The following is a 23,658-nucleotide window of genomic DNA, read 5'->3' as shown; positions in this document are numbered from 1 at the left end:
TACGGCGAAGGGCACTGTGACGCTCATGGCGGGTTCCCGGCCACGGCCCTCCCATGGGTGCCGCGCCCCGGCCGTCCCATGGCCGCCGCGGTCCGGCCGTCCCATGGCTCCCACGGTGGGCTCGACCGGTGCCCTGTCCCAGCCAGGCCGCTGTGACCTGCGACGACGCCGATGCGGGAGTGACTGTCAGTGGTGGGGTGCAGACTGGCCGGTGTCCGGGACAAAAGGGTCCGGACGAAGACCTCGCGGAGGTGATCGGCATGACCGAAGTACTGCTCGCCGTGGGCACACGCAAGGGCCTGTTCATCGGGCGGCGGCGCGGCGGCGACTGGGAGTTCGACGACCGTCCCCACTTCAACGCGCAGGCCGTCTACTCGGTCGCGATCGACGTCCGCGGCTCCGTCCCACGGCTCCTGGCCGGCGGGGACAGCGCGCACTGGGGCCCGTCGGTGTTCCACTCCGACGACCTGGGCCGCACCTGGACCGAACCGGCCCGGCCCGCCGTGAGGTTCCCCAAGGAGACCGGCGCCTCGCTGGAGCGGGTCTGGCAGCTGCACCCGGCCGCCGCCGAGCCCGACATCGTCTACGCGGGCACGGAGCCGGCCGCGCTGTACCGCTCCGAGGACCGCGGCGAGAGCTTCGACCTGGTCCGCCCGCTGTGGGAGCACCCCACGCGGTCGAAGTGGGTGCCGGGCGGCGGCGGTGAGGGCCTGCACACCGTGGTGACGGACCGGCGCGATCCACGGGCGGTCACGGTCGCCGTGTCCACCGCCGGGGTGTTCCGCACGGGCGACGGCGGAGTGAGCTGGGCACCGTCCAACTCCGGAGTGTCCGCCGTGTTCCTGCCGGATCCGAACCCGGAGTTCGGCCAGTGCGTGCACAAGGTCGCGCAGGACGCGGAGAACCTCGACCGGCTGTATCTGCAGAACCACTGGGGCGTGTACCGCAGCGACGACGGGGGCGCGCACTGGACGGACATCGGCGAGGGCCTGCCGTCGACGTTCGGCTTCGCCGTGGCCGCCCACCCGCACCGCGGCGGCACCGCGTACGTCTTCCCCATCACCGCGGACGCGGACCGGGTGCCCGCCGGCCGCCGCTGCCGCGTGTTCCGCACCGCGGACGCGGGCCGGAGCTGGGAGCCGCTCGCGGCGGGGCTGCCGCAGGAGGACCATTACGGCACGGTGCTGCGCGACGCACTGTGCACCGACGACGCGGACCCGGCCGGCGTCTACTTCGGCAATCGCAACGGCGAGGTGTACGCGTCGGCGGACGACGGCGACAGCTGGCGGCAACTGGCCTCGCACCTGCCCGACGTGCTCTGCGTGCGGGCGGCGGTCATCGGCTGAGGAGGGCGTCTACTCCTTCAGGCCCACCGCGCCGACGGCGTGGCCCTGGTCGCGCGTGATGTCCGCGGTGTCGGGGTCCGGGCGCCAGTCGGCGGACCTGACCAGACCCGGCTCGACCAGACTCAGCCCCTGGAGGAAACGGCCGATCTGCTCGGGCGGGCGCAGGTGGTACGAATTGGCGGACTGCGCGTTGTAGGCGGTGATGGCCGACGTGAGCTTGTCGCTGGTGTCCGTGCCGTCACTGAAGGCCACGTAGCTGCCGGGAGGCAGGGCGTCGATCAGCTCGGCCACGATCCGCTCGGGCTCCTCCTCGTCCGGGAGCTGCCCGATGATGCCGAGCAGGATCAGGCCGATGGGCTGGTCGAAGTCCAGCGTCCGGGCCGCCTGGGCGAGGATCTTCCGCGGATCGCGCACATCGGCGTCGAGGTAGGCGCACTTCCCTTCGGGCGTGCTGCGCAGCAACGCGTCGGCGTGGGCGAGGACGACGGGGTCGTTGTCCACGTAGACGATCCTGCTGTCGGGCGCGATGCCCTGGGCGACCTCATGGGTGTTGTTCGCGGTGGGCAGCCCGGTGCCGACGTCGAGGAACTGGCGGATCCCCGCCTCGCCCGCCAGGAACGTCACCGCCCGTACGAGGAAGCTCCGTTGCTGACGTGCGATGGCCGCGATCTCGGGGAACATCCGCAGGATCACGTCGCCGGTCTCGCTGTCCACCGGGTAGTGGTCCTTGCCGCCGAGCAGGTAGTTCCACACGCGCGCGGAGTGGGGTCGATCGGTCTGCAGCCTGCTGTCCCAGTCGCTTCGATCAGTCATGGGCAGAGCATCGCACACAGAGATCGTCGCGATGATCAACTCCCGTGCCGACGGCCATCGTTGTCAGCCGACCCGGCCAACCCGGCCGGCGGCCGCGGGCACTCCTGTACGGCGGTCTCGCGCTGAGCCGGGGTGGGGACAACCCCCGCCCAGGACGCCGGGCTGCCGCAGTGCGCGGAGCCCGGTGCACGGAGGACCGTGGACGCACGCCGCAGAAACCCGGCCCGCACCGACACCCAACGGCACCGGCCTGGCGCGGACATGACCCCGCACACGACTGAGATGAGGTCGACCCTCGTGATGCTGCGCTACGCCCTGAGATCCGTCCGCGCGCGCAAGGCAGGCTTCCTCGGCGCCTTTCTGGCCCTGGCCTGCGCCGCCGCCCTGATCACCGCGTGCGGCACGCTCCTGGAGACGGGCCTGCGCGGCACCATCGGCACCGAGCGCTACGCCGCGACCCCGGTCGTGGTCTCCGCCGACCAGAACGTCCACCGGACCACGGTCGAGCACAAGAAGGGCAAGACCAAGGTCAAGCACAAGGCCAAACCCCTCACCGAGCGCGCCTGGCTGCCGGCCGACCTGGAGCGCACCCTGGCCGGCGTCCCGGGGGTCGCCCGGGTCATCCCCGAACTCACCTTTCTCGCCGAGCCGTTGACTTCCGCAGGCACCGGCGGCAGACCCGCCTATGGACACTCCTGGGAATCCGCCGCGCTGACGCCGTACCGGCTCACCGCGGGCACCGCCCCCCAGGCCGCCACCGACGTCGTCATCGACCGCCACCTGGCCGAGCGGGCCCACCTCGGCCCCGGTGACCGCCTCACCGTCCAGTCGACGCGGGCTCCGCGCACCTACCGCGTCTCCGGTGTCGCCGCCCCCACCACGGCGGTCCGCCACCAGACGCCCCTCTTCTTCACCGCCGCCGAGGCCCGCCGTCTCGCCGCCCACCCCGGGCAGGTCACCGCATTCGGCGTCCTGCCCGCCCCTGGCACCGAACCGGGCCGGCTGCGGCAGGCCGTGTCCACCGCGCTGCACGGCACGGGCGCCCAGGTCAGTTCGGGAGACGACCGGGGCCCGGTGGAGTTCCCGGACGCCGCCGCGGCCCGCACCAAACTGGTCAGCATGGGCGGGGCGATGGGCGGCACGTCGCTGCTCGTGGCGGTGCTCGTGGTCGTCGGGACCTTCACGCTCTCCGTTCAGCAACGCCACCGTGAACTCGCCCTGCTGCGCGCCGTCGCCGCCACCTCCGGACAGATCCGCCGACTGCTCGGGCGGGAGGCGCTGGTCGTCGGAGCGGTCGCGGGCACAGCCGGTGCGCTGCTGGGGCTTCCCCTGGGCGGCCTGCTGCTCGGCAGGTTCGTCGCGCTGGGCGCCGTGCCCTCGACGCTCCAGCACACCACCGGAGTCCTCCCGCCGCTCGCCGCCGTCGCCGCGACCCTGTCCGGCGCTTGGGCCGCCTCGCGGATCGCCTCCCGCCGGTTCGTCCGGATCCGCCCGGCCGAAGCGCTCGCCGAGGCCCGGACCGAGCGGGCCCGGCCCGCGCTGGGGCGCCTCCTCGCCGGCCTGGTGTCGCTCGCCGGTGGCGCGACCCTCGTCGCCCTCCTCGGCCGGCTCCACACCGAGCCCGCCGCGACACCGGTGACGTATCTGGCCGTCGTGGTGCTGTCCGCCTCCGTCGCCCTGCTCGGACCGCTCCTGGTCAGAACGGCGGCACGGCTCCTCGCCGGCCCGCTGCGCCTGACCGGCCCCGGCGGCAGGCTCGCCACCGCCAACCTCCGCGGCCACGCCGCCCGCTCGGCCTCCGTCGTCACGCCCCTCACCCTGCTCATCGGCATGACCTGCACGGTGCTCTTCGTCCAGCCCACCCTCGGCGACGCGGCCCGCGCCCAGGCCCGCGAAGGCATCCGCGCCGACCGGATCGTCACCGCCCGGGGACCAGGTGTCCCGGCCGAGGCGGCACGACGGCTGCGCACCCACCACGACACCGTGACCGAAGTGGTCCGTACGACCGTCCGGGTCGGCCTCGACAAGTACACCGCCCAGGGCGTCACCCCGGCCGGCCTCACCCGCACCTGGGACCCCGGCGTCGTCGCCGGCTCCCTCGGCGGACTCACCGAACACACCGTGGCCATCAGCCGACTGGCGGCGGACCGGCTCCACCTGAAACCCGGAAGCACTCTCGAGCTCACGCTCGGCGACGGCACACCCGCCACCCTGACGGTCGCCGCCGTCTACTCCAGGGGCCTCGGGTTCGGAGATCTCACCTTCGCGCACGACCTCATCGCACGCCACGTCGACAACCCGCTGGCCTCCTCGCTTCTCGTCGCCACGGAACGGACGCCGAAACAGCTCGCGGACACACTGCGCGGCCTTCCCGGGCTCGACGTGCTCTCCCCCGGCGCCGCCGACTCGCTCCAGGCGCGGCGGCAGCGGGCCGACGCCGAGGTCGGCTTCCTCGCCATGGGGCTCGTACTGGCCTTCACCGCCATCGCCGTGGTCAACACGCTCGCCGTGTCGGTCTCGGCACGCATCCGGGAATTCGCGCTGCTGCGCCTGTCCGGAGCGACCCGCGGCCAGGTGCTGCGCATGCTGCGCACCGAGGCGCTGTCGCTGCTCCTCCTCGCCGCCGCCCTCGGCAGCACCATCGCGATGGCCGTCCTGACCTCGTTCAGCATCGGCATGACGGGCCGGGCGGCGCCGTCCGTCGCCCCGCTGCTGTACACCGCGGTGGTCGCCGGGGCCGGGTTCCTCGCGCTCGTCGCGACCGCGCTGCCGGGACACTTGGCGTTGAAGGTCCGGGCGGTGACGGTCGCGACGGCCAAGGAGTGACGTCCTCAGGGCTTCCGCGGCGAGGCGGTGACGGCTGGGCCGACAGCCTCAGGGCAGTTGCCAGTCCACCGGCTCGGCCCCCTGCCGCTGGAGGAGTTCGTTGGCCCTGCTGAAGGGGCGGGAACCGAAGAAGCCACGGTCCGCGGACATCGGCGAGGGGTGCGCCGACTCGATCGCCGGATACTCGCCGAGCAGCGGGCGCAGGTTGCGCGCGTCCCGCCCCCACAGGATCGACACCAGCGGCCGCTCCCGCGCGACGAGGGCACGGATGGCCTGCTCGGTGACCTCCTCCCAGCCCTTGCCCCGGTGGGCGCCCGGCTTGCGCGGGGCCGTGGTGAGCGCCCTGTTGAGCAGCAGAACGCCCTGCCGGGTCCACGCGGTCAGATCGCCGTTGGAGGGCCTGGGCAGGCCCAGATCCGAGTTCAGCTCGCGGTAGATGTTCTCCAGGCTGCCCGGCAGCGACCGCACCTCCGGCGAGACCGCGAAGCTCAGGCCGATCGCCATCCCCGGCGTCGGATAGGGATCCTGACCTACTATCAGGACTCTTACGTCGTCGAAGGGTTGCTGGAACGCCCGCAGGACGTTCGCTCCCGCCGGGAGATACGTCCGGCCGGCCGCGACCTCCGCGCGCAGGAAGTCGCCCATGCCCGCGATACGCCCGGCCACCGGTTCCAGGGCCTTCGCCCAGCCGGCCTCTATTAGTTCATGCAACGGTCGTGGTGCCACGCCGCGTCACTCTAGCGGCCCGCACCGACAACCCGGACCGGCGGACCGGCCTCTGCCGGGGAAGGTCGGCGGGCGCTAGTCTTCCTCCTCACCAAGGCCATCGAGCCGGCTGGGCGGATCACGCGGCCGGCCGTGAGGGGGAGGGAGCAAGGCGTGCGTCCAGTGACCACCCCACTCGGCCGCGGGCGCCGCGCCCCCTCGTCCCCCTCCCCCGCGTCGGCGGACCCCGCCGAGGTCGGGGTGCTGCCGTGACGGGGGACGCGCCGGACGGTGCGGCCGGATTCCTCGCCGTGGACTCGGGCGGCTCCGGGCTGCGGGCCGTCGTCGGTGTGCCCGGGCGCGGACCGCTGGCGCGAGGGGAGTCCGGTGAGCCGGTGCGCACCGGCGAACGGGGTATCGACCCCGGACATCTCATGGAGCAACTGGTGCCCATGGCTCGGGCGTTGGCGGCCGAGGCCGGGGTGGGGCGGCTGGAGACGGCCGTGCTGGGGGCGGCCGGGCTCGCCACCCTGGGCGACGCGCTGCGCGCCGAACTTCCCGGCGCGCTGGCCCGGCACCTCGGCGTGCGGCGGGTCGCGCTGGCCGCCGACGCGGTCACCGCCTACACCGGTGCCCTGGGTCCCCGCCCCGGCGCGGTCGTCGCCGCCGGAACCGGCCTGATCGCGATCGGCACCGACCTCACGGGCTGGCGGCGTGCCGACGGCTGGGGGCATCTGCTCGGCGACTGCGGCGGCGGAGCGTGGATCGGACGGGCGGGGCTGGAGGCCGCGCTGCGCGCCCACGACGGCCGGGACGGCGGTTCGGCGCGGCTGCTGGCCCGCGCCGAGAAGGCGTTCGGGCCGATGGCGGAACTGCCCGGCAGGCTCTACCCGCGTTCCGACCGCGCCGCCGTCCTGGCCTCCTTCGCGCCCGAGGTGGCGGCGTGCGCGGCCGACGACCCCGTCGCGGCCGGTGTGCTGCGCGCGGCGGCCCGGCACATGGCCGAGTCCGCCGCGGCCGTCTGCCCGCACTCGGGAGAGCCGCTGCTCGCCCTCACCGGCGGCCTGTTCAAGATGGGCGACCCGCTCCTCGTACCGCTGGAGACGGAGCTCTCCGAACGGCTGCCGCACGCACGGCGGGTGCGTGCCGAGGGCGATCCGCTGCACGGCTGCGTGCGCATCGCGGCCGATCTGGCCGGGGACGTCCTCGCCCTGCCGGGTGACGAAAAGCTGCTGTACGTACCACCCCCACAAGGGGATTGATCCCCTACATCCGCATCTGCCGGACAAATGATCTGACGGGCCGAGCGAGTTGCCGCATCCGGCCCGGCGGGGCCACACCGGCACTTCGCACCCGTACGTAACGCATCAGACAAAACCGGACGGATGACGCTCACCCGCACCCTCCCCGAACAGGGCAGCCCCGGAAGCCAGTAACATGCGGCGCCATGAGCTCCCCCACTGGGCCCGCGCCCGGCCTACCAGTACGAATGCCGCGCCCCCGCCAGCCGGGACGGCACCGCCGCCCCGAACCGCTGGCGGCGCCCGAGGGCGCGCCCGCTCTCGTCCTCGCGGTGCCGGGCACCCCTGGCGACGCCACGCGGGGCCTCGCCGAGGAGGTCGTGAGCATCGCCCGCTCCGAGCTGCCCGGACTCGACGCCCGGATCGCCTACCTCGACGGGGACGACGCGGACCACCCGACCGTGCAGTCCGTGCTCGCCCGCGCGGCCGAGGAGCGGACCGCCCGCTACGAGCAGGCGGTCGCCGCCGGCGCGGACGTCAAGGAGCCCGACGGCCCGGTCGCGGTCGTGGTGCCGCTGCTGGCCGGCCCGGACAGCGCGCTGCTGCGCCGGATCCGTCAGGCCGTCATGGACAGTGGGGTCGCCGCCGAGCTGACCGACGTGCTCGGCCCGCACCCGCTGCTCGCCGAGGCATTGCACGTCCGACTGTCGGAGGCGGGCCTGGCCCGCGCCGACCGTGCGCGGCTGTTCACCGTGGCGACCGCGGCGGACGGGATCATCCTGGCCTCGGTGGGCGGCGAGGAGGCCGTGCAGGCGGCCGGGATCACCGGCATGCTGCTCGCCGCGCGCCTCGCCGTGCCGGTGATGGCGGCCGCTCTCGACCAGGAGGGCTCGATCGCCTCCGTCGCCGAGCAGCTGCGGTCCGCCGGCTCCCAGCAGCTCGCCCTGGCGCCCTACCTGATCGGCCCGGAGATCGAAGCGGAGCTGCTCGAGGCCGCCGCCGAGGAGGCGGGCTGTGCCGCCGCCGAGGCACTCGGCCCCTACCCGGCGATCGGCAAGCTCGCCCTGGCCAGTTACGCGACGGCCCTGGGCATCACCCCGCAGCAGCCGCAGAGCGCGCCGGCCCACTGACGCCCGCGCCCCCGTACGACCAGGGGCCCGCTCCTCGCCGGGCGAGGGGCGGGCCCCTCGCCATGCCGCCCGCGCCGCCGGCCTAAGCGCCAGGACCCCTCTTGCGCCCGGGTCGTCCTTGTCGTGCGGACGGGCCGCCCGGACTGTCCTTCCTTATCGTGCGGATGGGCCGCCCGGACCGTCCTTGTCGTCGGGACAGGCCGTCCGGACCGTCCGGCGCCCGCGCGGGCGTTCAGCCGAAGACCACGCAGGACGCCGCCGCCACCTCGACCGCGCCGGCCCGCGTGGGAAGCCCCGTCTCCTCGTCCACGGCGAACCAGGTCACGTTCCCGGAGCGCTCGTTGGCGACGTACAGGAAACCGTCGGACAGGGACAGCGCCCGGGGCCAGTGGCCGCCGCACGGCACGCGTCCGACCAGCCGCAGCCGCTCCCCGTCCGCCTCGACCGCGAACACGGACAGGACGTCCTCGCCGCGCGTCGCGGTCCACAGGAACCGGCCGTCCGGCGCTACCGCGATCCCCGAGGGGTAGGCGTCGCCGGCCGGGGCGTCGGGCAGGACCGGGTTCTCGGTCAGCGGTCGGAGCGAGCCCTCGGCGGCGTCCCAGCGGCAGACCGTGACGGTGGGCGTCAGTTCGTTGACGACGTAGGCGTACGCGCCGTCCGGGTGAAAGGCCAGGTGGCGGGGCCCGGAGCCGGGCCGCAGCGCGATCTCCCGGTGCACGGCGAGCCGCCCGTCCGTCAGCGTGCACACCCGGACCGAGTCGGTGCCCAGGTCCACGCTGACGGCCCAGCGGCCGCTCGGGTCCGGCTGCACCTGGTGGGCGTGCGGACCGCGCTGGCGGCGCTCGTGCGGGCCCGAGCCGATGTGCGGCAGCACGAACGAGGCGGCCGGGGCGAGGCGCCCGTCGGCGCGGACGGGAACCGCGCTGACGCTGCCGGAACCGTAGTTGGCCGTCAGGACGTGCCCGTCGAACAGGCTCAGGTGGGTGGGGCCGCTGCCGCCGACGCTCACCGGCGGGCCGGTCAGCTCGACCGTCTCGCCCTTCACCCGGTAGGCCGCCACGGCGCCCTCGGTCGTCTCGCTCACCGCGTAGAGCGTGCCGCCGTCTCGGGACAGGGCCAGGTACGAGGGGTCGAGGACGCCGTCGACACCGCTGAGCACGGTCAACGCCCCGCCGTCCTCGGACACGGCCGCGGTGACGACCCCTGGTCCCCCCGCCGCCGTGAACGACCCGATGAACGCCCGCCGCCTGCCGCCGTGTGTCACCACTGGTCCCCTCTCGGTCGTCCGGTCCGAGCGACGGTAGCAGCAGATCAATTTCGGTCTAGACCAAGCCGGGAGGTGGACTGTGACGTGCCGTCGGTGTCAGGCTCCGACCAGCCGCGAACCCGACGGCGCCCGCAGCGGCGTGGCGAGTTCCGCCAGGGCCTGTTCCAGGGCGTGGACGTGGGTGAGGGCGGCTTCCTCGGCCGTCGGCCGGAGGTGGGCGGGGGCGACCCACAGGACGGTGTTCGCGGCGGCGTCGCCCCTGCCTCCGTTGTCGCCGACGCCGGCGATGTCGATGAGCGCTTCGACCGCGCTCTCCACGCGGAGGCACGCCTCGGCCAGCCGTTCGTCGTGGGAGGCCTCCGGGTCGGCGGCGACGGCGACGAGGCCGCGGATCTCGCGGGCGCAGTCGTCGAGCAGGGCGAGCACCTGGCGGGCGCGCCGCTTGCGGCCGCGCATCGGGTTCAGCGGGTGCACGAGCGGCGCCACGGAGAGCCGTACCCGGCCGAGCGACTGCTCGAGTTCGGCCACGCGGGGCGCGGGGTCGGCGCCGGCGGTGCCGGCCAGCCGGGCCGCGGCCTCGGCCGTGCACACGTGGACGCAGCGCAGCGCCCGCTGGATCCAGGCGTCCGTGACGGCGTGGGTGGTGACGGGCAGCACGAACAGCACGGCCAGCCAGGCGCCGAGCGCGCCGACGGCGGTCTCCCCGAGCCGCAGGGCGAGCAGCCCGGGGACGAGGACGCCGAGCAGGCCGTAGAGCGCGGCGGCGAGCAGCGTGACCCAGAGCATCATCCAGGTGTAGGACACGGCCGCTGTGTAGAAGATGCCGAAGACGCAGACGGCGACCAGGACGGTCGTGGGGAGCGCGGCCCCGTGCAGCGGGACGACGACCAGGGCGGCCAGGCCGATGCCGAGCACCGTGCCGAGGACCCGGCGGAAGCCGCGGACCAGGGTCTCGCCGCGTGAGGCGGTGTTCACGAACACCCACCAGGTGGCGCCGACGGCCCAGTACCAGCGGTCCCCGGACACCAGCTGGCCCACGACGAGGGCGAAGCCGGCGCCCGCGGTCGCCTGCACCGCCTGCCGGGTGGTCACCCGGTCCAGCCCCGCACCGCCCAGCGCGGCGGGAGCCGCGGCGGCGGGCAGCCGGCGTTCATAACACCACACGCCGAAGCGCACCACCGCCGCGGTGAGCACGGACAGCAGGACGGCGGCGGACACCTCGGGCAGCTGCCCGGTCGTGGTGTGCAGGAACTGCGCCACGAAGAAGGTCATGAACGCGAACACGCCGAGACTGTGGCCGCGCGGCCCCCAACGGCGCGCGTACACGCCCGCGCCGACCACGGCGAGGAAGGCGAGGCCGCGTGCCGCGGGGTGGTCGTGCAACACCGCCGCGACGGCGAGCACGGGCAGTCCGGCGACCGGCAGCAGCGCGGTGGTGACGAACTGGCCGCGCACCGTGGGGTCGGTGACGGTGAACAGGGCGAGCAGGGCGGCGAGACCGCCGGTGACGGCCCCCGGAAGGGAGTGTCCGGCCAGCCCGCAGACGGCGACCGCCAGGCCGATGCCAAGGACGGCCCTCGCGGCGAACCGCAGCCGCGTCCGCCCCGGGTCCGGAGCCACGAACACCCTCTTCAGCACTGCTTACCGCCCCCATGGAAGACACCTGGAACGCCGGCGTCGCACCGGCATGAGAAAGGCGCCGCGGTGATCCGCAGCGCCATCGACGTGTCCATGAGAGCATCACCGGCACCCCTGGCTCAAGCGAACCCGGCAACACTGAGCCATTGGCACATTCCGGCACATGGTCAACGCGCTGGCAGACAGCCAATGGACCAAGGACCCTGGCTCATCCCAGTGGCGTTCTGATGAGCCATTGGTACAGTCAGCAGCGATCACCATTCATCGATCATCGACCCGGACGAACCGGATGACCCGGACGCCCCGGGAGGAGGCCCCCGCCGCCATGGCCGTGGACGAACTCGACACCCGCATTCTGCGGCTGCTCCTGGAGCAGTCGCGCACCAGCGTGCGCGAGTGCGCCCGCGTCCTCGGTGTCGCGCGGGGCACCCTCCAGGCACGCCTCGACCGGCTCGAACGGGACGGCGTGATCACCGGTACGGGCCCCGCCCTCTCCCCCGTCGCGCTCGGCCACCCGGTGCTGGCGTTCGTGCACATCGAGGTCACCCAGGGGCACCTGGACGACGTCGGGGACGCGCTGGCCGCCGTACCGGAGATCGTCGAGGCGTTCTCGATCACCGGCGGAGGCGACCTGCTCACCCGTGTCGTGGCTCGGGACAACGCACATTTGGAGGACGTCATCCAGAAGCTCATCAGCCTGCCGGGCGTGGTGCGCACCCGCACCGAGGTGGCGTTGCGCGAGCGGGTCCCGCACCGGCTGCTGCCCCTGGTGGAGTCGATCGGCCGCAGCGCACGGAAGTGACGCGCGGGCGACTAACGAGAGGCCCTAGGCCCCGCGGCCCGGCCTGCCCCGCCCGCCGCTCCTGCCGCCGCCGGAGCCACCCGAGCCGCCGCGCCGGCTGTGGGACGCGGACCCGCCCGCACGGCCGGTCGCCCTGCCGGAGCGGCCCGCCGCCTGGCCCGTACGACCGCCGCCCGCCTTGCCTCCGGCCGTCTTCCCACCGGTCGTCTTTCCACCGGTCGCCGGCTTGCGGCGGGTTTCCGTCGCCTCGGCACGCCGGTCCTTGCGCTGGGACTGCTCCTCGGTCCGGGGCTGGGCGAGGCCCCGGGTGCTGTTGACGGTCCGGCCGCGGACGATCCCGATGAAGTGCTCCACCAGGTCGGTGTGCGCCTCCTCCGGCCAGCACAGCGCGATGCTCGACTGCGGGGCGTCGACGACCGGCCGGTAGGTGAGGTCCCTGCGGTGGTGGAGGCGGGCCAGCGACTGGGGGACGACGAGCAGCCCCACTCCGGCCGCGACCAGCTCCACGGCGTCAGCCGTGGTGGCGGGCCGCTCGAAGGCCTCCTCGCCGGGCGGGCGCTCCCAGCCGAGGACGTCGTCGAGCGGGTGGAGGACGACCTCGTCGGCGAGGTCCGCCAGGGACACCTCGTCCACGGCCGTCACCAGGTGGTCCTTGGGGACGATCACCACCGTGGCCTCGGTGTAGAGGGGGATGGCGCTGAAGTACGTACGGTCCACCGGCAGGCGCACGAGCCCCGCGTCCGCCGCACCGCCCCGCAGCACCTCGGCCGCCTCGGCGGCCGGGACCTGGAGGAGGTCGAGGGGGACGTCGGGCAGGCGCTCGTTCCAGATGCGCACCCACTTGGCGGGCGTCGCCCCGGGGACGTACGCGAGCCGGAACGAGGAAGATGCATCCGAGCCGGTCACGCCGCAAGGTTACCCGGCGTGGTCGGCGCCCTCGTCCACGGTCGATAGTCTGGACACCATGAAGTCGCACCAGACCACCCAGACGATGAAGCCCGCCACCGCGGCGAAGAAGCTGGGTGTGTACCTCCCCGCCACGCCCGCCGAGTTCCAGGAGGGCGTCGTTTCGCGTGCCGAGCTCACCGAACTCCAGGCCGATCCGCCCGAGTGGCTGCGGGAGCTGCGGCGCACCGGCCCCCACCCCCGCCCGGTGGTCGCGGCCAAGCTGGGTGTCTCCATCTCCGGTCTCGCGCGCGGCGGGGTCACCGACGCCCTGACCACCGAGCAGATCGAGGCGCTGAAGCAGGAGCAGCCCGAGTGGCTGGAGAAGGAGCGCGCCACGCAGGCCGAGGTGCGCAAGGAGACGGCACGTCTGAAGCAGCGCGCCGCCGAACGCGCCGAGCAGGACACGGAGTAACCGCCGGGCCGCTGACCTGCCGACGGGGCCGGTGGCGGGAAAACCCGTGGACAGCGTCCCGCCCGCCCGGCAAAGTGGCCGCCCGTGACGAGCAGCGAACTCTGGAGCCACGAAACCGCCGAACGCTACGACGCCGGGGAGACCGAGCGGTCATCGGCCGCCGTCCTCGGCCCGACTCTCGACTTCCTCGCCGAACTCGCCGGTGACGGCCGGGCGTTGGAGTTCGCCATCGGGACCGGACGCGTGGGCGTCCCGCTCCGGGAACGGGGCGTGCCCGTGGTGGGCGTCGAACTGTCCGAGCACATGGCGGCGGTCCTGCGGCGCAAGATCGACGAGGACAGGCTCCCGGTCGTCCTCGGGGACATGGCCACGACCACCGTCCCCGGCGAGTTCACCCTGGTCTACCTGGTCTACAACACGATCACGAACCTGCTCACCCAGGACGAGCAGGTCGAGTGCTTCCGCAACGCCGCGCGCCATCTGTCGCCCGGTGGCCGGTTCGTCATCGAGCTGGGCGTGCCGCCGCTGCGGTTCCTGCCGCCCGGGCAGCTCGCGGTGCCGTTCGACGTGTCCGACCGGCACCTCGGCTTCGACACCTTCGACCTCGTCGAGCAGGTCCTCGTCTCGCACCACCTCAGCCGTGACGGTGAGGACGGCCGCTACCGGCGCGCCGAATCCCGGCACCGGTACGCGTGGCCGGCGGAACTCGACCTCATGGCGCGGATCGCGGGGCTCGCACTGGAACGGCGCGTCGCGGACTGGGACGGGACGCCGTTCACCGAGGACTCCCCCCAGCACATCTCCGTATGGCGCAAGCCCGCTTGAGAATCGGACGGTCTGACGCGGTTCCCCGCTGTCATCCTGCTCCTGCCCTCTTGCCGCACTCCACCGCCGGGGCCCGGCGCTCCGACGGGGACCGCTCACCGATCGGGGCCCTATGGCGGCTCCCGAGCGAACCCGCGGTTCTCCTCACGCCCGCGTGACCGCTGCGGGTCCGGCCCGTCCCGGTCGCCGCCCGTGCGCCGTACAGGGCAACACGTGCTGCCGTCCGGGGGATGCGGCGGTTGGATCCGGCGCGGCCGGGACACCTTCCTTCCCGGAGCACACGGGATACGCCCTGCCCGAAGGGAACCGGTGCCCGCGGGCTCCGCGTCGCAGCCCGTCGCTCACCTGTGTGATCGCAGGAAGGACCTTGACGTGTCTGACCCCGTCGTCCTCATCACGGGCGCACTCACCGGTATCGGCCGCGCCACCGCCCTCGCCTACGCCCGTGAGGGCGCGAACCTCGTGGTCTGCGGCCGTCATCAGGACGCGGGTGAACAGCTTGCCGGGGAGTTGGCCGGCCTCGGCGCCCAGGCCGAGTTCGTCCGGGCCGACGTGCGCTTCGACGCCGAGGTGAAGGACCTCGTCGACCGCGCGGTCGCGCGGTTCGGGCGGATCGACGTCGCCTTCAACAACGCCGGCATCGAGGGAACAACCGGCCCCGTCACCGAGGTGACCGACGATGCCTACCAAGCCACCTTCGACACCAACGTCAAGGGAACGCTGCTCTGCCTGAAGCACGAGTTCCGGGCCATGCGGGCACAGGGCGGCGGCAGCATCGTCAACGTCAGCTCCGCCTTCGGCCTGATGGGCTATCCCGGGGCGGCCTTGTACGTCGGCAGCAAGCACGCCGTCGTCGGCATCACCAAGGCCGCCGCCCTCGAAGGCGCCGATCACGGTATCCGGGTCAACGCGGTCGCGCCCGGCTACACCCGCACCGCGATGTACGACCGGTTCACCGGAGACGACACAGCCCGTGACGCGGTCGACTCGGTGCTGCCCCTGCACCGGGCCGGCACCCCGGAGGAGATCGCCGCAGCCGTCCAGTTCCTGGGCTCGGACAAGGCGAGCTACGTCACCGGGCACATCCTCCTGGCCGACGGCGGCCTCATGGCAGGCGGGCCCCTGTTCCCGAGCTCGTGAACCCGGAGCCGGCACCGTCTGTGGCGGCCCCGGCCCTAGGCGGTCACGGGGGTCTCGGGCTTCATCTCGTAGGAGTGCTGGATTGCCGGATGCCGGGTTCCGAGGCCGTCCGTGACCTTGCGCTCCCATGGAACCGCCTGGAGCTGCTTGGTCTCCTCAAGCATCGATTTGGGCTCCAGGTTGCGGAAGCTGTCGACCTCCCCAGCGGCAACGGCCGTCAACGTGGCGAACACCGCTTCGGGGTCGAACTGCGGGCGCGGGAAGGCGAGCTTGGAGTATTCGAAGAGGCGCTGCGAGGCGTCGTCCTCCCAGCTTTCCCAGGTCTGGAACATGCGGTCGTTGAAGCCGGTCAGGAAGGGCCCCGGGTTGACCGTGGCGACTTCGATGTTGTGCTCCTGCAACTCGTAGGCCATGGTCTCGGCGATGGCCTCGATCGCGTGCTTCGAGGCGGAGTAGATGCCGGTGAAGGGATTGACGTTCAGGCCCTCCCTCGAGGACACCCAGACAACGCGGCCGGCCCCGCGCTTGACCATCTGCTTGACGATTCCCTGGGTGAGTACCAGCGGACCCGTGACATTGACCTCGAACTGATGCCGGATGTTCGCCTCGGGAATGTCCACCGTGGAGCCGCCCTCACCGACACCGGCGTTGTTCACCAGGATCTCCACACCCCAGTCGAGGGCCTTGCGACGGTCTCCGTCGTTCGTGACGTCGAGCTTCACGACCTGAAGCGTGACTCCTCGCTCCGCCGCCTGCCATTTCAGCGTCTGCACCTGGGCGTAGATCTCCACCCCGGCGATCACGTCGAAGCCCTTCTCGGCGAGGCGCATTGCGGCCTCGAACCCGAAGCCGGTGCCTGCTCCCGTAATGAGGACCTTCTTCAGCTCCTTCAATGCTGCATTCGCCATGTGGAGTCGTTCCTTTCAGATCCTCTGTCACTCCACGGCGCTGTAGGGACCTGGCACTGCAGGAAACGCTCAACGGCAGGCGCCTCTCGGCGGCTCGGAGCAAACGGTGAGGCTGGGTGAAGTGACCGGGGTCGAGCCTCGAGCCGCCTGCCACACGCAGCGCCACCAGAATCTTCAGACCGGGCCCCGATGGCCCCCACGCCGTACCCGACATCCAGTCTGGGCCCGCATGCGGCTCCCGGCAACTCAGGGAACTCGGCCTGGCTATCCGTCAGCACCGCACACCTCGCGGATCACCTAGGTGCATATGATGCTTTTCGCATGAGATGCGTGCTAACCATGTCGGATCCGGGCAGGAAGGCGATTGTCGGATGGCAAAGCTACTTTTCGTGATGACTGGGACGGCCTACTGGACACTCAAGGACGGCACCAGGCACGCGACGGGCTACTGGGCCGAGGAGTTCGCCGCCCCGTACAAGGCCCTCACCGAGGCCAGTCACGAGATCGTCGTCGCCACTCCCCGCGGAGTCGTGCCGACGGTGGACATGATGAGCCTGCGCCCCGAGATGGCCGGCAGTGCCCAGATCGCCCTCGAACTGGAGGCGATCATCCGCTCCGCAGAGGTGATGCGGCGGCCGATCCAACTGGCTAACGCCCGCCTGGAGGATTACGACGCCGTCTACTTTCCGGGTGGCCACGGGCCCATGGAGGACCTCTGCGTCGACGCTGACGCCGGCCGACTGCTGACGGCGGCTCTCGCTTCCGGCAAACCGCTCGCCGTCGTCTGCCACGCCCCGGCAGCGATGCTGTCGACCAGGATTCACGGCAGGTCACCGTTCACCGGCTACCAGGTCACCGCGTTCACGAATGAGGAAGAGGAAGCAGTCGGACTCCTCAAGAGGGCCAGGTGGACGGTCGAGAACGAGCTCGTTGAAATGGGCGTCGACTTCACCAAGGGCGAGATGTGGAAGCCCTACACGGTGGTGGATCGCAACCTGTTCACCGGACAGAACCCTGCCTCGGCATCCGTCCTGGCGGAACGCCTGCTCAAGGTTCTCTAGATGATCGATTCTGCTCTGGCCGCCCACCCCACGGAGGTCTCCCCCCGTGCCTATCGCCCTTCGAATCTCCCGATGCGTGGTAACGGCCGACGCGGGAACCCGGTGGTATCCGAAGCGGAGTGGCGGCCGCAGGGACAGGTGACGACGCCCAGATCTCGCCATGCTGCACCGGCTCGTGCTGCTGCTTGCCGGCGAAAGCGAGGCACCCCCTATGCAGATGCAAGCAGCTCAGTTGTGCGGATACAACAAGCCCCTTCGGATCGAAGAGGTTCCCGTGCCCGATCCCGCGCCCGACGAGATTCTGTTGAAGGTCGCCGCGACAGGTATGTGCCGAAGCGACTACCAGCTCGTCGACGGCTATTTCAAAGGTCCGTTTCCTGTGGACCTGCCTTACATCCCGGGCCACGAGGTCACGGGCCGTGTAGCTGGCCTGGGCAGTGCTGTACCAGCAACGATTGACTACTCGGAGGGCGACATGGTCGTCGTCAATCCCAGCTGGGGAGACGGCACATGCCGCCAGTGCCGCGAAGGCAACGAACATCTGTGCAGCGGCAACGGCCGGTGGGTGGGCTTCGGCCCTCCGGGCGGTTTCGCTGAGTACATGGCCGTGGAGTACCGCCACGCCATTCCGGTCTCCGAGGAGGCGGCAAAGGCGCCTGAGCTCCTCGCCCCGATGACCGACGCGGGAATGACTCCGTACCGCGGGATGAGGAAGCTCCGGGACGCCGGCAAGCTCGGGCCGGGCCGCATCGTCGCCGTCACGGGTATCGGCGGTCTGGGCAGCTACGCGGTCCAGTACGCGAAGCTGCTCGGAAGCGGCGCGACGGTGGTGGCGCTCGCGCGTACGGACAGCAAGCTGGAGGTGGCGAGGGAGAACGGCGCCGACTACGGGATCAACGTCAGGGACAAGTCCGCCGAGGCCATCCAGGACGAGTTGGAGGGGCTGACCGGTCGCACGACGATCGACGCGATCCTGGACTGCGTCGGCAGCGAGGCATCCATCTCCATGGGGTTCGACCTTCTGGGCCCCGAGGGCGCACTGGCGGCCGTCGGCCTCATGGGCCACCGCGTCGAGCACAATCAGTTCCCTTTCGTAGGGATGGAGCTGTCCTACCTCGGTTCCTTCTGGGGCAACCACATGGACCTCGTCGAGGTGCTCTCCCTCGCCGAAGCCGGTCTCGTCAAACACAACGTCACCAAAGTCAGGCTCGAAGACATCAATGAGAACCTGGAGGCCCTCGGCCGCGGCGACGTCGTCGGACGACGGGTCATCGTCTTCGAATGAGCCTCACTGGTCCGCCTACGCCGGGACGGAAGGCGTAGCCCTGAGCAAGGAGAGGCCGGTACGGGCCAGACATTCGGTGCGGCCGGGATTCGACGCTACTGTTCCGTCACACGCATCAGCCCAGGAAGTTCAGTCGCACCTGCCGGTTCGGATTATCCCTGTTTGTATCCACCAACCTCCGTTAGGGCAACCGTCACGATACCTGGCGAGCTGCGCTGAGGCGTAGCCATGAAGGTCGAACAAGGACCTCGTGGGGCGGCCTCGTTGTCAGCGCCATCAAGGGCTGGACACATCCCAATCCCGGCAGCATTGACACGCTCACTATGGGCGCCTGTATGCCCGCGAGCTGCACCTCGGGCGTCAAGTCCGCCGCAGACGACCGGTGCGTCGCGCACTGCCGCAGTGGAAGAAGGGCGGCATCGACAGCGCGGAGAACGGCGGCAGCTCCCTCGCGATCCCCAAGGTCGAGAAGAACAAGCAGCTCGCCCCAGGCGGGTGGGCATCGCTGCCTGGCTGCGTGAACGTCCTGGCCGGTTCGCGGTCATGAGTCGGCGCTGAATACGACCGCGCTCCCGCCCGGACGTTGTCGCCGGGCGGCAGCGCGATCGGTGCGCAGTCGGAGGGGGTGGGTCAGGGCCTCTACGCCTTGACGGTGCCCCGCTCACCGAGGTCGGGATTCCCGTCCGCGGGCGGGCCCGCGTCGGCATCGGCGAGGGCATCGGCGGGGGTGTCGGTGCCCGCGACCCGCTGCGGCAGTTTCGCCGCGATCGCGATCGTCACCACAGCGAGGGCTGCCGCGACGCCGAAGCCCAGTTTCATACCGCTCACCTGGGCGGGCACGGCGGCGACACCATCGGCGATCTGGCTGGTGGTGCGCGAGGACATCACGGTCACCATCAGCGCGGTGCCGAACGCCGCGGCGACCTGCTGCAGCGTTCCCAGAATCGAGCTGCCATGGGAGTACAAGTGCGAGGGCAGCGCGCCCATGCCGAGGGCGAAGACCGGGGTGAACGTCGCCGCCAGGCCAACCATCAGCAGCACGTGCAGACCCAGAATCTGCCAGTACGGCGTCGTCATCGCAATCTGTGCGTATCCGGCGAGGGCGAGCGCGATGCCGATCGAGCCGGGCAGCACCAGCGTCCGGCTGCCGAACCGGTCGAACGTCTTTCCGACGGTCGGTCCCAGCAGGCCCATGGCCAGACCACCTGGCATGACCAGCAGGCCGGTTTCGAGTGGGCTGAGGCCGCGCACGTTCTGCAGATACAGCGGCAGCAGAATCATCGAGCCGAGCATCGTCAGGAAGCCGATGGACATCAGGGCCAGGGACAGGGTGAAGGTGCCGTACCGGAGGGTGCGCAGGTCCATCAGCGGCGTACCGTCGCGCTGCAGCCTGAACTGGCGGAGCGCGAAAACCGCGATGGCCGCGATACCGGCGGCGGCGATGCCGATGCCGAGCGTCCTGCGGTCGCTCTCACCGACCAGGCTCAGGCCGTACACCAGCCCGCCGAAACCGAGCGCCGCGACGCAGACGCTGAACCAGTCGATGGAACTCGCCTGCTGCTCACCGACGTTCTCCAGCTTGCGCAGCCCGAACAGGGTCACCCCGGCCGCGATCGGCAGCACGACCACGAACAGCAGCCGCCAGGAGCCGGCCTGCAGGATGACCCCGGACACGGCGGGCCCGAGCGCGGGCGCCACCGACATCGCCAGGGTGACGTTGCCCATCACCTTGCCGCGGTTCTGCGCAGGCACCACGGTCATCAACGTGGTCATCAACAGCGGCATCATCACGGCCGTGCCTGCGGCCTGCACGACACGGCCCGCCAGTAGCACCGCGAAGGCCGGGGCGACGGCCGACACGACGGTACCCACGAGGAAGGTGCCCATCGCAAGCGCGTACGCCCGCCGGGTAGTGACCCGCTGCAAGAACCATCCCGTGACCGGAATCACCGCAGCCATGGTGAGCATGAACGCGGTGGACAACCATTGCGCCGACTGCTCGGTGATGTGCAATGAATCCATCAGCCGCGGGATCGCGTTGATCATGATGGTCTCGTTGAGGATCACCACGAACGTGGCCAGCACCAGCAGCCGCACCACAATAGGTGTGCCGCCGCCCGCCTCCGCAGCGGTTGGTCGTTCCGGAATCGCAGCTGACATGACAGCACCTCACTGGGGTTCCTGGTCGCAGTCGCCCCGTAGCCGAGGGTCGCCGGACTGGATGGTCGGTAGTCGCACCGATACAGACCGGCGGGCACACCAGAACTCATCGGCCGCCTGAGTGTGCCTCATCGCCGAGTGGATCACCCCCGAATTAAAGCGTGGTGCACATCGCGCCCTGAGGGGCATCGACTGATCACCTGCATGATCCGATCACGAAGGTACGGGTCGGCAGCCGGCGCACGGACCCGGCCTGGTCGGCAAGCTGCCGTAGCCGGGTGTGTGCAGCCGGGATGCGAGGGAGTGGGAGCAGCCGGATCCCGCCGAGGCCGCCGCGATGGCCGAGATCGGACTCCCCGACGAGGAGATCACCACCTGGGTGGACACCACCGCGTTCGGTGGTCAGAAGTTCGATGCGCTGGCCGCGCACGCCGCGCGGATTGCGGTGGCATCCGGCGCCCTTGACGAGGCGGGGCGCATCTCTCAGTCGATCACCGAGCCGCTCCAGCGAGCGCGCACTCTCGGCGAGATCGCCCGCGGTCACGCGGGAAGCGACGATACCGCGCGTGCTGCGGAGATTGCCGTCGGCATTCCCGATTCTGCCGAGCGTGCCAGGGCCCTGACGGCGATCGCGATCGATTCCGACTCCGACCGTGCGCCAGCACTGGTGGCACAGGCCCTCTGCGCCGGCCACTGGAGCATCTGTCTGCCGGCGCTGGTTCGCCTAGCCCCCGAAGTCGTCACCGCGCTTGGTGCGGAATCCCTGCGTGTGCACGATCAGGAGGACGCAGCCGCCGCGGCTGAAGTCCCGAGCGGAGGAGAACGCGGCGATCACTGAGAGACCGGATCGCGGTGCTCAGCGAAGTCCCATCCGTAGCACGTCAGTTCCGGTACGAGTGGTAAGGACGGGTAGCGAGTAGCGTTCACGACCTCGACCGCTGAGTGGACGGTGGTGATCCCCGGCGCTCCCGCCGACGAAAGAGTCGCCGCGTGCGTCCGCGAAGACCCACCGCTCGGCGGGCAGCCCGATGCGCTCTAGGACAAGCCAGCAAACGCCGGATCCGCCTTCGCCAGCCTCTTCAGCTCTGACAACGACGTGCACGTCGAAGAGGCCAGCAGAGATCCTCGAAGGCGTGCCCCACGGTTGTCAAAGGTGCTAACCCTCGCCTCCACCAGACTCCGTTAAGGCAACCCCGATGGTAGCTACGCGGAAATGCCGCAACGTCCCGCGGCCCCCGCAGCGTGCCACCGCTCCTCTCCACATGGGGTTGCAGCCAAGCCCGTTTCATCATCAGGGAGATCGCTCCACCCGACGTCGATCGAAACGGTCCGTCGCGAGGCGAGCACGCGACCCATCGGCCGGTCGTGGCGCACTTCGACGGCTGGCCGCGCTGGGTCAATGGCGGAACGCCCGACGGTCGTGAGGCTCGTTCGCTACTGTCCCAGTTGGAGTTCCATCCGCAACAGGGACTGTGGAGGCCCCAGGCGGACGGCAGGGGGGTGCGGTGTGCTGAGCGAGAGCGACGTTCTGAACGCTGTACGGCAGCGTGTCCAGGAGCAAGCGGGATCTTCCAAACTGAGACTGCCGGACACAGTGGAGCTCACCTGGTTCTCCCCGCTGGAGGGTGAGACCGTGCGATGCATCGAGACCCGGAAAGAAGGCCAGCAGGAGCACTACGGCTCCATCGACCTGTCGAGCCGACCGGTGTACGACGTCCTGAGCAATTACCACGTGGCGCCGCCGAAGAGCCCAGAGGAGAAACTGACGCTGAAGCTGGTGCGACGCGGAACGGCGGCTGACGAGTCATGTTCGTGCAGTAACGGCAAGGTGCCTTGCCCCCGCTGCAGCGGCCGGGGCGATCTGCCTTGCGCGGAGTCGTTGATCTGTCCGGCCTGCCGTGGTGTGGACTCCTGTCTGCGCTGCGACGGCACCGGAACCAAGAACCGGAAGATCCCCGAGGACCGCGGCCCGGTGGACGAACGTGGTCTGTGCCGACGCTGCGGGGAGCGGGACGCCGCATGTACCACCTGCCATGGCAGACGCCGCGTCCCCTGCTCCCAGTGCGGCGGCAGAGGACAGCGCAGCTGCCCAGACTGCAACCGCGCGGGAACCCAAGACCACGATAAGTGCAAAGGCGCGGGCCGGATCGTGACGTGGACCGAGGGCACCATCTCCCGGACTCCGAAGAAGGACACGGTAAGGGAGCCCGAAGCAGGCGTGCCGAGATCGCGCGGCAGGCCACGTTCAAACACCTAAAACTGGCCCGCGCGGTGGCACCGCCGCACCCGCACCGTGTCTACTACGTCATTCCTACGGCCAGTTCGCCCAGAGCGGTCATCCTGCCCTCGCCCCGGCGTCTCTGGCAGATCGCCACAGTGGTTCTCGGAGCCCTCGTGGTACTGATCATGCTCCTACAACTGTTGTCGTAACCCTAACTTGAGCAGGCGCCGGCCAAGGGGGGCGAAGCGAAACTACTGGCACCGTCAAGCAGGCACGCCCTACGCCAGGCAGTGACTGACGCTGTCCAGCATCGTCCACAAGCTGGTGTCCGCAGGTGGCGGACGGGAGGCCCGTGCGAGTCACGCCGACAGTGCCCGCACAGGACAGGTCGCCAACTGACCCGCCTGCCAGGCATAACATTTCGAGGGCACGCCTGCGGGCCGCGGAACGTCACTACGATCAGCGGCCATGGACTGGTTCGAACGCACCACCAAGCTGCGGCAGTGGACCAGAAGTGGGACACGCGCGCCGCAGCCACGCCTGCGGACCGGCGACCCGGACGGAGCCTGCCAGCGCTGCCCCGCCACAGCCGGTGCCGGGCGTCGTCGTCGGGTGCCCCGGCGAACCAGCGGGCCAGGATGCGGCAGAACGCCTGCCTCGCCCAGGCCACCGACCGTGCCCTCCCCCTCAACGCCCGCGCGGCCCGCGCCTACCGCGACATCTGCTTTTTTCACCCGTTCGAGGACGGCAACGCACGGTGTGCGTTCCTGACGTTGACCTATCTCCTGGCCCGTGAGGGCATCGTCCTCGACCAGGTCGCCCCCGTTCGGCGTGTGCTCCGCAGGGCGGACGACGCGGAAGGGGCGCTCGGCCTGGCACGGGTGGTCGGCGTCCTCATACGACGCGTACTGCCACCGGAGGGCCGGG

The 23,658-nt window shown here is 71.2% G+C and carries 18 protein-coding genes and 2 pseudogenes; 13 read left to right on the top strand and 7 right to left on the bottom strand.

Annotated features, from left to right (window positions below; all coding sequences use genetic code 11):
* Positions 1-260 precede the first annotated feature (260 nt).
* A complete protein-coding gene (locus tag ACIHCX_RS15725) occupies positions 261-1,346 on the top strand; it encodes a WD40/YVTN/BNR-like repeat-containing protein (protein ID WP_400029589.1) in 1,086 nt (361 codons plus the stop codon).
* 9 nt (positions 1,347-1,355) lie between these two features.
* Here ACIHCX_RS15725 and ACIHCX_RS15720 read toward each other — a convergent pair whose 3' ends face one another.
* Positions 1,356-2,159: an SAM-dependent methyltransferase gene (locus ACIHCX_RS15720; RefSeq protein WP_400029586.1), complete on the bottom strand. Its 804-nt coding sequence runs from the start codon at positions 2,157-2,159 to the stop codon at positions 1,356-1,358.
* Positions 2,160-2,456: 297 nt separating this feature from the next.
* On the opposite strand from ACIHCX_RS15720, the gene ACIHCX_RS15715 reads away from it, so the two are divergent.
* Positions 2,457-4,985 carry an FtsX-like permease family protein gene (locus ACIHCX_RS15715; RefSeq protein WP_400029973.1) on the top strand — a complete coding sequence of 843 codons (2,529 nt, stop codon included), beginning with the start codon at positions 2,457-2,459 and terminating at the stop codon, positions 4,983-4,985.
* A gap of 48 nt (positions 4,986-5,033) precedes the next feature.
* Here ACIHCX_RS15715 and ACIHCX_RS15710 read toward each other — a convergent pair whose 3' ends face one another.
* The gene (locus ACIHCX_RS15710) at positions 5,034-5,711 is read right to left on the bottom strand and encodes a uracil-DNA glycosylase (protein ID WP_400029584.1); all 678 of its coding nucleotides are present in this window, start codon (positions 5,709-5,711) and stop codon (positions 5,034-5,036) included.
* A gap of 248 nt (positions 5,712-5,959) precedes the next feature.
* Between ACIHCX_RS15710 and ACIHCX_RS15705 the strand changes: the two genes are divergently transcribed.
* Both ACIHCX_RS15705 and ACIHCX_RS15700 read left to right on the top strand, forming a co-directional pair.
* Complete coding sequence (locus ACIHCX_RS15705) at positions 5,960-6,952, top strand: N-acetylglucosamine kinase (RefSeq protein WP_400029582.1); 993 nt, start codon at positions 5,960-5,962, stop codon at positions 6,950-6,952.
* Between the two features lie 185 nt (positions 6,953-7,137).
* Positions 7,138-8,061, top strand: a complete 924-nt coding sequence (locus tag ACIHCX_RS15700; protein WP_400029580.1) for a sirohydrochlorin chelatase — start codon at positions 7,138-7,140, stop codon at positions 8,059-8,061.
* A 232-nt stretch (positions 8,062-8,293) separates the two neighbouring features.
* Here the strand turns inward: ACIHCX_RS15700 and ACIHCX_RS15695 are convergent, their stop codons facing one another.
* Positions 8,294-9,328, bottom strand: coding sequence for a lactonase family protein (locus ACIHCX_RS15695; RefSeq protein ID WP_400029578.1), 1,035 nt, complete (start codon positions 9,326-9,328; stop codon positions 8,294-8,296).
* 99 nt (positions 9,329-9,427) lie between these two features.
* The gene (locus ACIHCX_RS15690) at positions 9,428-10,969 is read right to left on the bottom strand and encodes an FUSC family protein (RefSeq protein WP_400029576.1); all 1,542 of its coding nucleotides are present in this window, start codon (positions 10,967-10,969) and stop codon (positions 9,428-9,430) included.
* 325 nt (positions 10,970-11,294) lie between these two features.
* Here ACIHCX_RS15690 and ACIHCX_RS15685 point away from each other — a divergent pair, with 325 nt between their 5' ends.
* Positions 11,295-11,771, top strand: coding sequence for an Lrp/AsnC family transcriptional regulator (locus tag ACIHCX_RS15685; protein ID WP_400029971.1), 477 nt, complete (start codon positions 11,295-11,297; stop codon positions 11,769-11,771).
* 24 nt (positions 11,772-11,795) lie between these two features.
* On the opposite strand, the gene ACIHCX_RS15680 is transcribed toward ACIHCX_RS15685, so the two are convergent.
* Positions 11,796-12,677 carry a LysR family substrate-binding domain-containing protein gene (locus tag ACIHCX_RS15680; RefSeq protein WP_400029574.1) on the bottom strand — a complete coding sequence of 294 codons (882 nt, stop codon included), beginning with the start codon at positions 12,675-12,677 and terminating at the stop codon, positions 11,796-11,798.
* A gap of 58 nt (positions 12,678-12,735) precedes the next feature.
* Here ACIHCX_RS15680 and ACIHCX_RS15675 point away from each other — a divergent pair, with 58 nt between their 5' ends.
* From ACIHCX_RS15675 to ACIHCX_RS15665, 3 genes are all read left to right on the top strand, one after another.
* On the top strand, positions 12,736-13,131 hold the full coding sequence (locus tag ACIHCX_RS15675) for a DUF5997 family protein (RefSeq protein ID WP_400029572.1): 396 nt from the start codon (positions 12,736-12,738) through the stop codon (positions 13,129-13,131).
* 84 nt (positions 13,132-13,215) lie between these two features.
* Positions 13,216-13,956, top strand: coding sequence for a class I SAM-dependent DNA methyltransferase (locus ACIHCX_RS15670; protein ID WP_400029570.1), 741 nt, complete (start codon positions 13,216-13,218; stop codon positions 13,954-13,956).
* A gap of 372 nt (positions 13,957-14,328) precedes the next feature.
* A complete protein-coding gene (locus ACIHCX_RS15665; protein WP_400029568.1) occupies positions 14,329-15,096 on the top strand; it encodes an SDR family NAD(P)-dependent oxidoreductase in 768 nt (255 codons plus the stop codon).
* A 35-nt stretch (positions 15,097-15,131) separates the two neighbouring features.
* Here ACIHCX_RS15665 and ACIHCX_RS15660 read toward each other — a convergent pair whose 3' ends face one another.
* Complete coding sequence (locus ACIHCX_RS15660) at positions 15,132-16,004, bottom strand: SDR family oxidoreductase (RefSeq protein WP_400029566.1); 873 nt, start codon at positions 16,002-16,004, stop codon at positions 15,132-15,134.
* A gap of 371 nt (positions 16,005-16,375) precedes the next feature.
* On the opposite strand from ACIHCX_RS15660, the gene ACIHCX_RS15655 reads away from it, so the two are divergent.
* The 3 genes from ACIHCX_RS15655 to ACIHCX_RS15645 all read left to right on the top strand — a co-directional run bounded on the left by ACIHCX_RS15655 (position 16,376) and on the right by ACIHCX_RS15645 (position 18,897).
* Positions 16,376-17,065, top strand: a complete 690-nt coding sequence (locus ACIHCX_RS15655) for a type 1 glutamine amidotransferase domain-containing protein (RefSeq protein WP_400029564.1) — start codon at positions 16,376-16,378, stop codon at positions 17,063-17,065.
* Positions 17,066-17,225: 160 nt separating this feature from the next.
* Positions 17,226-18,350: an NAD(P)-dependent alcohol dehydrogenase gene (locus ACIHCX_RS15650; protein WP_400029562.1), complete on the top strand. Its 1,125-nt coding sequence runs from the start codon at positions 17,226-17,228 to the stop codon at positions 18,348-18,350.
* A 382-nt stretch (positions 18,351-18,732) separates the two neighbouring features.
* On the top strand, positions 18,733-18,897 hold the full coding sequence (locus ACIHCX_RS15645) for a hypothetical protein (RefSeq protein ID WP_400029560.1): 165 nt from the start codon (positions 18,733-18,735) through the stop codon (positions 18,895-18,897).
* A 92-nt stretch (positions 18,898-18,989) separates the two neighbouring features.
* On the opposite strand, the gene ACIHCX_RS15640 is transcribed toward ACIHCX_RS15645, so the two are convergent.
* Positions 18,990-20,510: an MDR family MFS transporter gene (locus ACIHCX_RS15640; protein WP_400029558.1), complete on the bottom strand. Its 1,521-nt coding sequence runs from the start codon at positions 20,508-20,510 to the stop codon at positions 18,990-18,992.
* Between the two features lie 310 nt (positions 20,511-20,820).
* Here ACIHCX_RS15640 and ACIHCX_RS15635 point away from each other — a divergent pair.
* Together ACIHCX_RS15635 and ACIHCX_RS15630 are read left to right on the top strand one after the other, a co-directional pair.
* A pseudogene (locus ACIHCX_RS15635) lies at positions 20,821-20,949 on the top strand (GlcNAc-PI de-N-acetylase); the annotation flags it as partial.
* A 2,348-nt stretch (positions 20,950-23,297) separates the two neighbouring features.
* Positions 23,298-23,507: pseudogene (locus tag ACIHCX_RS15630) on the top strand (Fic family protein); the annotation flags it as partial.
* Between the last annotated feature and the right edge of the window lie 151 nt (positions 23,508-23,658).

The sequence above is a fragment of the Streptomyces sp. NPDC052043 genome (assembly GCF_044548235.1).
Taxonomy (GTDB): Bacteria; Actinomycetota; Actinomycetes; order Streptomycetales; family Streptomycetaceae; genus Streptomyces.
Note: the sequence above shows the minus strand (reverse complement) of the source record. Positions and strands in the feature narration are given on the sequence as shown.

What these genes read in the sequence shown, in the direction of transcription:
- ACIHCX_RS15725 (WP_400029589.1), top strand. Translation starts at nt 261, where the DNA reads ATGACCGAAGTACTGCTCGCCGTGGGCACACGCAAGGGCCTGTTCATC.
- ACIHCX_RS15720 (WP_400029586.1), bottom strand. Translation starts at nt 2,159, where the DNA reads ATGACTGATCGAAGCGACTGGGACAGCAGGCTGCAGACCGATCGACCC.
- ACIHCX_RS15700 (WP_400029580.1), top strand. Translation starts at nt 7,138, where the DNA reads ATGAGCTCCCCCACTGGGCCCGCGCCCGGCCTACCAGTACGAATGCCG.
- ACIHCX_RS15685 (WP_400029971.1), top strand. Translation starts at nt 11,295, where the DNA reads ATGGCCGTGGACGAACTCGACACCCGCATTCTGCGGCTGCTCCTGGAG.
- ACIHCX_RS15675 (WP_400029572.1), top strand. Translation starts at nt 12,736, where the DNA reads ATGAAGTCGCACCAGACCACCCAGACGATGAAGCCCGCCACCGCGGCG.
- ACIHCX_RS15660 (WP_400029566.1), bottom strand. Translation starts at nt 16,004, where the DNA reads ATGGCGAATGCAGCATTGAAGGAGCTGAAGAAGGTCCTCATTACGGGA.
- ACIHCX_RS15655 (WP_400029564.1), top strand. Translation starts at nt 16,376, where the DNA reads ATGGCAAAGCTACTTTTCGTGATGACTGGGACGGCCTACTGGACACTC.
- ACIHCX_RS15650 (WP_400029562.1), top strand. Translation starts at nt 17,226, where the DNA reads ATGCTGCACCGGCTCGTGCTGCTGCTTGCCGGCGAAAGCGAGGCACCC.
- ACIHCX_RS15640 (WP_400029558.1), bottom strand. Translation starts at nt 20,510, where the DNA reads ATGTCAGCTGCGATTCCGGAACGACCAACCGCTGCGGAGGCGGGCGGC.